Source organism: Halodurantibacterium daqingense (genome assembly GCF_042666235.1).
In the GTDB taxonomy this organism is placed as follows: domain Bacteria; phylum Pseudomonadota; class Alphaproteobacteria; order Rhodobacterales; family Rhodobacteraceae; genus Halodurantibacterium; species Halodurantibacterium daqingensis.
Map to the genome: position 1 here is coordinate 64087 of NZ_JBHTFQ010000006.1, position 12013 is coordinate 76099.

A 12013-nucleotide genomic window follows, 5' to 3' on the forward strand; every position below is an offset into this window, starting at 1 on the left:
CGCGATGTTCCTGCCCTTCTTCCAGGCCCTGCGGAAGGCCGGCGTTCCGGTCTCGCTGCGCGAGTTTCTCGGGTTTCTGGAAGGGATGGCTGCGGGGCTGGTGATCTATGACACCGAGGGGTTCTATTACCTCGCGCGCAGCACGCTGGTGAAGGACGAACGCCATATCGACCGGTTCGACCAGGCCTTTGCGGCAAGTTTCGCGGGGCTGGAGCAGATCACCCCGGACCAGGTGCTTCAGGCGCTGGACCTGCCGAAGGACTGGCTCGAGAAGCTGGCGGAAAACCACCTCAGCGCCGAGGAACGCGCCGCGATCGAGGCCTTGGGCGGCTTTGAGAAGCTGATGGAAACGCTGCGCCAGCGCCTGGCCGAACAGAAGGGTCGCCATCAGGGGGGCAACAAGTGGATCGGCACCGCCGGCACCAGCCCCTTCGGCGCCTATGGCTATAACCCCGAGGGCGTGCGCATCGGGCAGGATCGCAGCCGCCACGGCCGCGCGGCAAAGGTCTGGGACCGGCGCGAATTCCGGAACCTTGACGACAGCGTCGAACTGGGCACCCGCAACATCAAGGTCGCGCTCAAGCGGTTGCGGAAATGGGCGCGCGATGGCGCGGCGCAGGAACTGGACCTTGACGGCACCATCCGATCCACGGCGGAACAGGGCTGGCTGGATGTGAAAACCCGGCCCGAACGGCGCAATGCGGTGCGGGTCCTGCTGTTTCTCGATGTGGGCGGCAGCATGGACCCGCATGTGCGCGTGGTCGAGGAACTGTTCAGCGCCGCCCGCGCCGAATTCCGGCATCTGGAGCATTACTACTTCCACAACTGCCTTTACGAAGGCGTCTGGCGCGACAATGCCCGGCGCTGGGACGCGCAGATTCCCACCACGGAACTGCTGCGCACCTTTGGCAGCGACTGGAAGTGCATCCTGGTCGGGGATGCCAACATGTCGCCCTATGAAATCACCCATGCCGGCGGCGCCAATGAACACTGGAATGCCGAACCCGGCCAGGTCTGGCTTGAACGGGCCCGCCAGCAATGGCCCGCGCATCTCTGGATCAACCCGACGCCGGAACGGTTCTGGGACAACAGCCATTCCATCCGCCTGATCCGCGGCATCTTCCAGGACCGCATGGTGCCGATGACCCTTGACGGGATCAGCCGCGGCGTGCGGATGCTGGGTTGACCCTGCTCCGGCCCGCCACCCTCAACCCGTCCAGCCAGCCTGAGCCAGCCCGATGACCGAACCGACTGCCCTGATCGTCTTTGCTGCGGCGCTTGTGACGGCGCTTGCCACCGGGCTGGGTGCCCTGCCGCTTCTGTCGCCCCGCGCGCGCGAACGTCGCTGGCGCGCGGCCGGCAGCGCCGCCGCCGCCGGGTTGATGCTGGCCGCAAGCCACAGCATGATCGCCGAAGGCATGGCGCTGAACGGCTGGCGCACGCTTCTGGGCCTTGTCGCGGGGGTCGGGGCGATCATGCTTGCCAAACGGGTTCTGCAGCATCCCGATCTGCCGGGGATCGAGCATCTGGCCAGCGCGGATGGGGCACGGATGGTGCTGATCGTCGGCATCATGACCGCCCATTCCGCCGCCGAGGGCATCGGCCTCGGCGTGGCCTTCGGGGGCGGGCGCGATCTTGGCGAGCTTCTGACCGTCGCGATCACGCTGCAGAACATCCCCGAGGGGCTGGCCATCGCCCTGATCCTTGTGCCACGCGGCGTCCCGGTTCTGCGGGCGGCGGGCTGGGCCGTGGTGTCCAGCCTGCCCCAGCCCCTTCTCGCGGTGCCTGCCTTCCTGATGGTGACGGTCTTTGCGTCGATCCTGCCCTATGGGCTGGGGCTCGCGGCGGGGGCGATGCTCTGGATCGCCTTTTCCGAACTGCTTCCCGATGCCTCCGAGGGCATGGCGCGCGGGCCGATGGGTACGGTCGCCGCGCTGTCCTTCGCCGCCATGCTGGCCGTCACGCTTGTGATGGGGTGACGCATTGCCAGCCGCCGCACCCTGCCCCATATCTGCGCAATGTTGAAGCTCACCCCCATCCTGCTGGCGATTGCCTATGCGGTGCTGATGTACCTGTTCTCGTCCTGGCGCACGCGCCGGGAACTGGACGAGAAATCGCAGCCGCTTGCCGACCATGATCTGCGCCTTCTCACCGATCGCATGGCCCGGGCATTGGACCTGCCCGAGATCAAGGTGCATATCTACGAAGTCGCGCCGGTCAACGGGCTTGCCGCGCCCGACGGGCGCATCTTCCTCACACGTGGCTTCTACGACAAGTATCGCGCCGGCCTCGTCTCGGCCGAGGAGATCGCCAGTGTCATCGCGCATGAACTGGGCCATGTGGCCTTGGGTCATGCCCGGCGGCGGATGATCGATTTTTCCGGCCAGAATGCCATCCGCGTGGCGCTGGCGACGGTGCTCAACCGCTTTCTGCCCGGGGTCGGAATCTGGATTGCCAATGCGGTGGCAAGCCTTCTGGCGGCCCGGTTGTCGCGGCAGGACGAATACGAGGCCGATGCCTATGCCTCGGCGCTTCTGGTGAAGGCCGGGATCGGCACCGGCGCGCAGAAATCGCTGTTCCGCAAGCTGCCCGGCCTGACCGGGATGGGTGGCGGTCCGCCCGTCTGGCTGGCAAGCCATCCGCCGACCGAGGACCGCATCGCGGCAATCGAGGCCAACGAGGCCCGCTGGCGCGCGGCTATCGGCTGAGCGCCTTGCCCAGCCGCGGAAGCCGCGCCCGCTTCATCAGCGGCCGCAGGGGCTGTGGCTCGCCCGACAGGCGCTCGGCCGTGGCGCGCACTGCTTCGACGACCTCTGCAACCGGCCCCGGCGCACGGTGCCAAAGCCCCAGCAGGAAGGCATCGGGCGCCTCGGCGCGCATGCCTTCGGCGCCAAGCGCGGCGCGGGGGAAATCGCGCAGGTTCTGGGTGACGATCACCTCGGCCCCGCCCGCAAGAGCTGCGGCCAGCACATGCCGGTCGGCGGGATCGGGCAGCCAGAGCCGCGCTTCGGCTTCGGGATCGGGCATGACCTCGGCCAGGGGCCAGTCGCGGCGCAAAGCCGCGATTTCGGCGCGCGCGATCTCCTCCTGTCCCAGCTTCACGGTTGCCCGTGCCCATTCCTCCAGCACCCGCGCCGACCAGAGCGGCGTGAACAGCCCCTGCCCGGCCACGCCGATCAGGATTTCCCGCAGGACAGTGGGATAGAGAACGCAGGCGTCCAGAAACGCGCGCATCAGTCCAGCCGGAAGAACAGCGCCTTGAGGTAACCGCTTTCGGCCAGTTGCGGCAGCATCGGATGATCCGGCCCTGCGAAGCCCGTGTGCAGGATCTGCGCCCGGCGGCCACCCCGGCCGATTCCGCGCACGCTGGCGGTGCGGAAGGCCGTCAGATCGGCCGCATGGGAACAGGAGCAGAGGCAGAGATAGCCGCCCTCGGCCACCAGCGGCGCAGCAAGCCGGGCGATACGTTCATAGGCACGCAGGCCCGCCTGAAGGGCAGGTTTGGCGGGCGCGAAGGCCGGCGGATCGCAGATTACCACGTCAAAGCGCTGACCCTCGGCGGCCAGCGCCTCCATCACCGCGAAAGCGTCGCCCTGACGGGTCTCGAACCGGTCAGAGCAACCCATGGCCGCGGCGCCCTGCCGGGCAAGATCCAGCGCGGGGGCCGATCCGTCCACCGCGAGGGCCGTCTGCGCCCCGCCGGCAAGCGTGGCAAGCGAAAAGCCCCCGACATGCGAAAACACATCAAGCACCCGCCCCTGGGGCGCAAGCCGGGCGGCGAAGGCGTGGTTGGGCCGCTGGTCATAGAACAGGCCGGTTTTCTGCCCCCCCATGACATCGGCCATATAAGTCGCACCGTTCATCACCACCGGGATCGGCCCGTCGATCGTTCCCCGCAGCACGGTCATTTCCTCGGGCAGACCTTCCAGCCCGCGCGCGCGCCCCGCGCCATTCTTGACGATCCGCTGCACGCCGGTGACCTGCGCCAGAGCCTCGGCCAGTGTCTCGATCATCAGGTCGGCCCAGGCGGCATTGGGCTGGATCACCGCGAGATCGCCGAACCGGTCGATCACCACCCCCGGAAAGCCGTCGGCTTCGGCATGGACAAGCCGGTAGAACGGCGCATCGAACAGCCGTTCGCGCAAGGCCAGCGCCCGGCGCAGCCGGAGGCTGATCCAGTCATGGTCGATCACCGCCTCGGGGTCGCGGTCAAGCATCCTGGCGATGATCTTGGAGTTGGGGTTCACGGTCACGATGCCAAGGGGTGCGCGGGCTTCGTCCTGCAACTGGCAGATCGTGCCGGGAGCAAGCGCGCGCGTGCGGCGATCGACGACAAGTTCATCGGCAAAGACCCAGGGCGCGCCATGACGAATGGCGCGGGCATCGGTCTTGGGCCGCAGGCGGATCACGGGATAATCGAAAGCTGTCATGGCCCTGCTCTAGCCGCTCTGCGGCGATCGCGAAAGCGCCAATCCGCAGGCATGAAAAAAACCCGGCCCTGTCCGGGGCCGGGTCTGTCCTGCACTGGATGCAGCCACGGGCTTGATGCCCTGTCTGCGATCGCGTGTCAGGTTCGGGCACGCTGGGCGATCTGACGCCCTGCGTTCCTGACTGAAACTCTCAGGCCGCTTGCGACCGGGTGCCCCGCAGGCCGGCAAAGCGGCGCGAAAACCAGGCTGCGATGGCGCGTGCCGTTTCGCGGGTCGCTTCGGCACGCAGTTCGCGGGCGCGGCGCTCGATCGCGGCAAAGCAGATCACATCGGCGTCGGTCGTCTTGTTCATCTCGGTCATCTCGGATCCTCTCGGGTTGGTGTAACCCTCCCACGGATCCGAAAATAGGTCAGCCAGCTTGACGTTACCAGCGCCATACCGGAATTGCTGCCATGCAGCATTTGCAATGCGGGGCTGGGGCACTTGCCTTTCACCGACCTGCCCCGCAAGATGATCGGGCGCCGCCGAAATGCCCGCCCGCACTTGTTAGCGCTAACTTTTTCTGGTAAGCCGCTTCCATCCGGTGCCGTCGCGGCACCGCCGCCCCAGTCAACGAGGAGCGACATGCCACTCGACAGCCGCATCGCCCGTGTCACCGACCGCATCCGCGAAAGATCGCGCCCTCTGCGGGAGGATTACCTGGCCCGCATGGCCCGCGCCGCCGCCGACGGCCCCGCCCGGGCCCATCTGACCTGCGGCAACCAGGCCCATGCCTATGCGGCGATGGGCCAGGACAAGGAGGCGCTTGCCACAAGCCGTGCCCCGAACCTTGGCATCGTCACCGCCTATAACGACATGCTGTCGGCCCATCAGCCCTATGAAACCTACCCGGCCCTGATCCGCGAGGCGGCGCGCGCGGCGGGAGGAACGGCACAGGTGGCGGGGGGCGTTCCAGCCATGTGCGACGGGGTCACTCAGGGTCAGGTGGGGATGGAGCTGTCGCTGTTCTCCCGTGATGTCATCGCGCTCGCCGCCGGGGTTGCGATGAGCCATAACGTCTTTGACAGTTCTGTCTATCTCGGCGTCTGCGACAAGATCGTGCCGGGGCTGGTGATCGCTGCGGCCACCTTCGGCCATGTGCCGGCGGTGTTCATTCCCGCCGGGCCGATGACTTCGGGCCTGCCCAATGATGAAAAATCCCGCGTGCGCCAGCAGTTTGCGACCGGCGAAATCGGCCGCGACGCGCTGATGGCAGCCGAGATGGCCAGCTATCACGGGCCGGGCACCTGCACCTTCTACGGCACAGCAAATACCAACCAGATGCTGATGGAGTTCATGGGTCTGCACCTGCCCGGGACCAGCTTCGTCAATCCCGGCACCCCCCTGCGCGAGGCGCTGACGGTCGCCGCGGCGCAGCGCGCGCTGCAGATCAGCGCGCTGGGCAACGATTATCGCCCCGTCTGCGATATCCTTGACGAACGCGCCTTCGTGAACGGCATCGTCGGGCTGATGGCCACGGGCGGATCGACGAACCTTGTGCTGCATCTGCCGGCGATGGCCCGCGCCGCCGGGGTGATCCTCGATCTCGAGGATTTCGCCGATATCTCCGAGGCGGTGCCGCTGATGGCCAAGGTCTATCCCAACGGGCTGGCCGATGTGAACCATTTCCATGCCGCCGGAGGCCTGGGCTACATGATCGCGCAATTGCTCGAGGCCGGGCTTCTGCACGAGGATACGCGCACCGTGGCCGGCGACGGCCTGCAGCTTTATACCCGTGAGCCGCGCCTGTCCGGGGGCGCGCTGACCTGGGAAGCCGGGGCGCGCGAGACGCTGAACGACCGGATCCTGCGCCCCGCCTCGAATCCGTTCCAGGCGCAGGGCGGGCTTCGGCAGCTTTCGGGCACGCTGGGGCGCGGGGTGATCAAGATTTCCGCCGTCGCCCCCGAACGCCATGTGATCGAAGCCCCGGCGCGGGTGTTCCACGACCAGTCCGAAGTCAAGGCCGCCTTCCAGCGCGGCGAGTTCACCGAGGACACGGTCGTCGTCGTGCGCTTCCAGGGTCCGAAGGCCAATGGCATGCCCGAACTGCATTCGCTTACGCCGGTTCTCGCCGTGCTTCAGGATCGCGGGCTGAAGGTGGCGCTGATCACCGATGGCCGCATGTCGGGCGCCAGCGGCAAGGTTCCCGCAGCGATCCACATCAGCCCCGAGGCCGCCGATGGCGGGCCGCTCGCCCGGCTGCGCGACGGGGATCTGGTGCGGCTTGACGCCGTAAGCGGACGGCTTGATGTTCTGGCGGCGGATTTCGATGCCCGCACGCCCGCAACGCCCGATCTCTCGGCCAATCGGCAGGGGCTTGGACGCGAACTTTTCGATGCCTTCCGCGCTGCGGTCGGTCCCGCGACCGCCGGTGCCGGCGTCGTCATCTGAGCCTGAGGAGACCTGAATGACCCCCGAAGACGCCAGCGCCCGCGCCGCCGAAATCTGCCTGCTGGCCCCTGTCGTGCCGGTGCTGGTGATCGAGGATACCGCCCATGCCCGCCCCCTGGCCGAGGCGCTGATCGCCGGGGGGCTGCCGGCGCTGGAGGTGACGCTCCGCACCCCCGCCGCGCTGGATGTGATCCGCGAAATGGCGACGGTGCCGGGCGGTGTGGTCGGCGCCGGCACGCTGCTGACCCCCGAGGATGTGCGCGCCGCCAAGGAGGCCGGGGCGCAGTTCGGCGTCTCGCCGGGCGCGACCGGGCGGCTGCTTGACGCGGCCGAGGCGCTCGACCTGCCGATGCTGCCCGGCGCCGCCACCGCAACCGAGGTGATGTGGCTGCTGGAACGCGGTTATACCACGCAGAAGTTCTTCCCGGCCGAGGCCGCAGGCGGCGCCCCCGCGCTGCGCGCCATTGGCGCGCCGCTGCCACAGGTCCGGTTCTGCCCCACAGGCGGCATAAGCCTTGCCAATGCGCGGGACTATCTGGCGCTGCCGAACACGCTGTGCGTGGGCGGAAGCTGGGTTGCGCCCAAGGCGCTGATCGAGGCCGGCGACTGGGCAGGCATCACCCGCCTCGCCCGCGAGGCCAGCGCGCTTCCGCGCTGAGATCCTGCACAAGGAACGTCCGGCAGGCCATTGAAAAGGTTGGTCAGTGACGGATCGGGCGACAGACACATCTGCGCCGGTCGGTCCGGGCGCCTGTCCTCGGGCCAGACGCCCGGACATGCCACGATCCTGGCGCCGGGGCCGGCGACTGGGAGGGCATCACCCGCCTCGCCCGCGAGGCCAGCGCGCTTCCGCGCTGAGATCCTGCACAAGGAACGTCCGGCAGGCCATTGAAAAGGTTGGTCAGTGACGGATCGGGCGACAGACACATCTGCGCCGGTCGGTCCGGGCGCCTGTCCTCGGGCCAGACGCCCGGACATGGCACGATCCTGGCAGCGCGGCCGGCGGCAGCCAGCGGACGCTGATGCAGCCTCGTCGGTCCGGCACCCGTCACAGGCGGCAAGAGACCATCGACCGGAGCAGCAGGTTTCCGGAACTCCGGCGGGCGCTCCTGACGGGCGCTTCAGCGTTCATGTGACCACGTTCACGGGATGGCATCGTTTCACCGTGGGCCGCCAACCGACTGACGCGGTGCCTTTCACCTGCCGCGGCAGCCCCGTGAGACATCCGGCAGCCCCCGGTGCCATTGACGGCCCCAGTCTCTCCCGAGACTGAACGGCAAGCCGGAAACCGCCGCTGGACTGGCTTCCACCGCCCCTCCGGCGCTGCAGGTTTCTCTGCGCCGGGCAGCTAGACGCTGTGCAGGTAAAGATCGAAATCCACCTCGGAGACGGTGCGCGCGACGCGGGCGTATTCGGCAGCCTTGATCGCGGTGAAGGTGCGGTGCATGTCCGCGCCAAGCGCGTCGCGCAGGAAGGCCGAGGCGCGCGCCGTCTCGATCGCGCTGCGCCAGTCGGGCGGGATGGGCAGATCGGCGGGGCTGTCATAGCCGTTGCCCGTCACCTCCGGGCCCGGGTCGATGGCCTCGGCCAAACCCTTTGCGATCCCGGCCAGCACCACTGCGCCGACCAGATAGGGATTGGCATCCACCCCCGCCGGGCGGTGTTCGATGCGCCGGGCCGCGACGGCCCCTGCCGGCACGCGCAGCGCGACCGAGCGGTTGTTGACCCCCCAGTTCGGCGAAACCGGCGCATAGCTTTGCGTGGCAAAGCGCCGCCAGCTGTTGGCATGGGGCGCAAAGACCAGCATCGCCTCGCCCATGGTTTGCCGCAGGCCGCCGATGGCGTGCAGAAGCGCGGGCCGGAAGCTCTCGCCCGCGCCTTCGGCAAAGACGTTGCGCCCGATCGCATCGCGCATCGAGACGTGAAAATGCATCCCCGATCCGGCGTAATCGGCATCGGGCTTGGCCATGAAGCAGGCCGTCACCCCGTGCCGCCGCGCCTGCATCCGCACGATCCGCTTGAGCCGGATCAGATCATCGGCCGCCTGCATCACATCGGTCCGGTAATCCAGCGTCAGCTCGTACTGGCCCGGGGCATATTCCGAGATCACCGTTTCGGCACGGATGCCCATCGCCTCGGCCGCGCGATAGATATCCGAGAACAGCGGCTCCATCCCGTGCAGGTGATCGACGGAATAGACCTCGGTCTTGCGGCTTTCGCGCCCGTCGAGAACCGCGCGCGCGGGGCGCATCCTGCCATCGGCGCCGCGCTGCGGGTCAAGCAGGAAGAACTCCAGCTCGAAGGCCCCGGCCGGATGCAAGCCCTGCGCGGCCAGGGCCCGCACCTGCCGTGCAAGCGCGTGGCGCGGATCGCTTGTCATCGCGGCGCCGTCCAGGTGGTACATCGACATCAGAAGTTCGGCCCGCGCGGGATCGGTGCCATGCAGCAGCCTGAGCGTGCCGGGCACCGGCCAGGCGCGCAGATCGCCATCGCCCTGATCCCAGATCAGGCCGGTTTCGTGGACATCCTCGCCGCAGATATCCAGGCCCAGGATCGAGATCGGCAGATGCCGGCCGTTGCGGTAAAGGCCCTCCAGCTCGTGCCGGCGGATGATCTTGCCGCGCCCGATACCGTTGGCATCGGTCAGCACGATGTCGATGGCCTCGACCTGCGGATGGGCGGCAAGGAAGGCGGCGGCCTCGGCCGGATCGGCGCCGTTGGGGGAAGCGATCATGCGAAAAGCTCGGTCAGGATCTCGTCGAAGGCGGCAACAAGCCGGTCGATCTGCTTGCGGGTCGTCACGGGGCTGACCAGCATCATGTTGTGGAAGGGCGCGATCAGGCAGCCCCGGTTCAGCAGGGCGGCGTGGATCGCGGCCTCGAGATCCGGGTGATGCGCGGCCACGGCCTCGGATCCGGTGCGAAGCGGCTGCGGATGACAGATGAACTCGACCCGCGCGCCCACACGCACCACATGCCAGGGCGCGCCATGCCGGGCAATGGACTTCGCCAGGCCCTTTTCCAGCCGGGCGGCGCCTTTTTCCATCCGGGCATAGGCCTTTTCGGTCATCACCTCGGCCAGCGTGGCGCGCATCGCGGCGAATTGCAGCGGATTGGCGGAAAGTGTCGTGCCCATGCCGGAATGACCACTGGGCCTGCAGGCATCATAGGCGGCAAAGCGCGCGGCGATCTCGAAGCTCATGCCCCAGACGCTGGCGGCAACGCCGCCCGCGACCGGCTTGCCCAGAACGAAGATGTCGGGCGCAAGGCCATGGCGGGCGGTATAGCCGCCAAGACCGCTCGAGATCGTATGCGTCTCGTCGAGGATCAGCAGCGTGCCATGTGCCCGGGTCAGCGCCCGAAGCCCGTCGTGGAACCCCGGTTCGGGCAGGACCATGCAGCAATTGGTCATGACCGGCTCGGTAAGCACCGCCGCCACATCGCCGGCAGCCAGCAGGGTTTCAAGGCCGGCCAGGTCGTTGAACTCGGCCACCACGCCGGTGCGGGTCAGGTCGGCCACCTGCCCCACCAGTCCGGGCCGCGCGATGGTCTGACGACCCTCGTCAAGGCAGATCATCGCATCGTCCACCGTGCCGTGATAACAGCCGTTGAACACCAGCACCTTGGGCCGTCCGGTCACCGCGCGCGCCACCCGCAACGCAAAACGGTTGGCATCGGTGGCCGTGGTCGCGATCTGCCAGCGGAAGGGGCCGAAGCGTTCGCTCAGCAGATGGCCGACCTCAAGCGCCTCCTCGCAGGGCAACATGTAGGTCAGCCCCCGCCGTGCCTGACGGCGGATCGCCTTGGCCACCGGTGCCGGCGAATGGCCGAACATCGAGCCGGTGTCGCCGAGGCAGAAATCATCAAGCTCGTGCCCGTCGGCATCGCGGATCCGCGCGCCCTCGGCCCGGTCGATCAGCAGCGGGAAGGGCTGCGGCCAGTCGCGCATCCAGTGCATCGGGACGCCGTGCAGAAAGGCCTCTGACCCGGTTTCAAGCCGGGCGCGGCTGTAGGGGCGCGCCCGGGCGAAGCGGCGCGCCTCGCGCTCGGTCATGGCGGTGATGCGGCTGCGGGCGACACCCGCGATCTGGTCGGTCTTGTCCATGGCTCATCCTCTGCCCAAGGCGTAGCCGCGCCGCAGGGCTGCGTCAATCACCGCGCAGGGGCGCGGTGATCGTGCCAAGCCAGGCGCGGAAGGCCTGCAGCGGCGGATGCCCCGCGCCCGTTTCGGGCCAGACCAGCCAGTAGCTGCCCACCCCGGTCGCCGCCGTCCCGCAGGCGCGCACCAGCCGGCCCTCGGCGATTTCGCCCGCGGCAAGGAAGGCCGGCAGCAGTGCCAGCCCCACCCCCGCAATGGCGGCCTGGGTCATCGTCGCGAACTGGTCGAACATCATCCCGCGCGCCGGGGTCGCGCCCTCGATCCCGTGCTGGCTGAACCACTGCGCCCAGGCATCGGGCCGGGTTTCCAGCTGCAAAAGCGGCAGGCTTGCCAGATCGCCGGGGCCCGAGACCGGATTGCGGCGCAGGAAATCCGGGGAACAGGTGGCGATCAGCCGTTCGTCGAACAGCTTCATCGCCCCGGCGCCCTGCCAGTCGTCGCGGCCAAAGTGGATCGCGGCATCAAAGCCTTCGCGCGCAAAGTCGAAGGGCCGCAGCCGGGTGGCAAGGTTGATGGTGATGCCCGGATGGGCGGTCAGGAAGGCGGGCAGGCGCGGCGCCAGCCAGCGGGTGCCGAAGGTCGGCAGGATCGCCAGCGACAGCACCCCGCCCCCGGGGTTCGAGCGCACGCCAAGCGAGGACCGCGCGATCAGGTCCAGCGCCTTGCGCACATCGCGCGCATAGACCTGCGCGGCCTCGGTCGGCACCAGCCGCCGCCGGTCGCGCTGGAAAAGCTGCACCCCCAGCTGCCCCTCCAGCCCCTGCACCAGCCGGCTGACGGCCCCCTGGGTCAGCGCCAGTTCCCGTGCGGCAGCCGCGGTCGATCCGGTGCGGCAGACGGCCTCGAAGGCCTGCAGCAGGCTGATCGAGGGCAAAAGGCGGCGCGGCGCCGCAGTCATATGAGCTTTGTGCATATCATCAGGCGAAAATAACCCGTCCATCGGGGGTTTAACAGGCCTGTTGCGCATGTGATACTTGCATCTGTCGCGCGATCT

General features: G+C 68.3%; 11 protein-coding genes. 5 read left to right on the forward strand and 6 right to left on the reverse strand.

Features of this window, described 5'->3' with window-relative positions:
• Positions 1-4: 4 nt before the first annotated feature.
• From ACFQXB_RS11960 to ACFQXB_RS11970, 3 genes are read left to right on the forward strand one after another with little or no spacing between them, the layout of a single operon-like run.
• Entirely contained in the window at positions 5-1186 is a 1182-nt protein-coding gene (locus ACFQXB_RS11960; RefSeq protein WP_377403846.1) for a vWA domain-containing protein, read from the forward strand.
• Positions 1187-1238: 52 nt separating this feature from the next.
• Positions 1239-1979, forward strand: coding sequence for a ZIP family metal transporter (locus tag ACFQXB_RS11965; protein ID WP_377403849.1), 741 nt, complete (start codon positions 1239-1241; stop codon positions 1977-1979).
• A gap of 39 nt (positions 1980-2018) precedes the next feature.
• Positions 2019-2708, forward strand: coding sequence for a M48 family metallopeptidase (locus ACFQXB_RS11970; protein ID WP_377403852.1), 690 nt, complete (start codon positions 2019-2021; stop codon positions 2706-2708).
• On the opposite strand, the gene ACFQXB_RS11975 is transcribed toward ACFQXB_RS11970, so the two are convergent.
• From ACFQXB_RS11975 to ACFQXB_RS11985, 3 genes are all read right to left on the reverse strand, one after another.
• Positions 2698-3234: an RSP_2648 family PIN domain-containing protein gene (locus tag ACFQXB_RS11975; protein ID WP_377403855.1), complete on the reverse strand. Its 537-nt coding sequence runs from the start codon at positions 3232-3234 to the stop codon at positions 2698-2700. The two genes, ACFQXB_RS11970 and ACFQXB_RS11975, sit on opposite strands and share 11 nt — an antisense overlap.
• The gene (locus ACFQXB_RS11980; protein WP_377403859.1) at positions 3234-4430 is read right to left on the reverse strand and encodes an RSP_2647 family RNA methyltransferase; all 1197 of its coding nucleotides are present in this window, start codon (positions 4428-4430) and stop codon (positions 3234-3236) included. The genes ACFQXB_RS11975 and ACFQXB_RS11980 overlap by 1 nt, the downstream gene beginning before the upstream one ends.
• 190 nt (positions 4431-4620) lie before the next feature.
• On the reverse strand, positions 4621-4791 hold the full coding sequence (locus tag ACFQXB_RS11985) for an RSP_7527 family protein (RefSeq protein WP_377403862.1): 171 nt from the start codon (positions 4789-4791) through the stop codon (positions 4621-4623).
• A gap of 264 nt (positions 4792-5055) precedes the next feature.
• Here ACFQXB_RS11985 and edd point away from each other — a divergent pair, with 264 nt between their 5' ends.
• Both edd and eda read left to right on the forward strand, forming a co-directional pair.
• Positions 5056-6861 carry a phosphogluconate dehydratase gene (gene edd, locus ACFQXB_RS11990; RefSeq protein ID WP_377403865.1) on the forward strand — a complete coding sequence of 602 codons (1806 nt, stop codon included), beginning with the start codon at positions 5056-5058 and terminating at the stop codon, positions 6859-6861.
• Positions 6862-6877: 16 nt separating this feature from the next.
• Positions 6878-7519 (forward strand): bifunctional 4-hydroxy-2-oxoglutarate aldolase/2-dehydro-3-deoxy-phosphogluconate aldolase, encoded by a 642-nt coding sequence (gene eda / locus ACFQXB_RS11995; protein ID WP_377403867.1) that lies wholly within the window; start codon positions 6878-6880, stop codon positions 7517-7519.
• Positions 7520-8209: 690 nt separating this feature from the next.
• Here eda and ACFQXB_RS12000 read toward each other — a convergent pair.
• The 3 genes from ACFQXB_RS12000 to ACFQXB_RS12010 are packed head-to-tail and all read right to left on the reverse strand — an operon-like array spanning position 8210 to position 11932.
• Positions 8210-9595, reverse strand: coding sequence for a glutamine synthetase family protein (locus ACFQXB_RS12000; RefSeq protein ID WP_377403870.1), 1386 nt, complete (start codon positions 9593-9595; stop codon positions 8210-8212).
• Positions 9592-10965 carry an aspartate aminotransferase family protein gene (locus ACFQXB_RS12005; RefSeq protein WP_377403873.1) on the reverse strand — a complete coding sequence of 458 codons (1374 nt, stop codon included), beginning with the start codon at positions 10963-10965 and terminating at the stop codon, positions 9592-9594. The genes ACFQXB_RS12000 and ACFQXB_RS12005 overlap by 4 nt, the downstream gene beginning before the upstream one ends.
• A 43-nt stretch (positions 10966-11008) precedes the next feature.
• Entirely contained in the window at positions 11009-11932 is a 924-nt protein-coding gene (locus ACFQXB_RS12010) for a LysR family transcriptional regulator (protein ID WP_377403875.1), read from the reverse strand.
• Positions 11933-12013 lie beyond the last annotated feature (81 nt).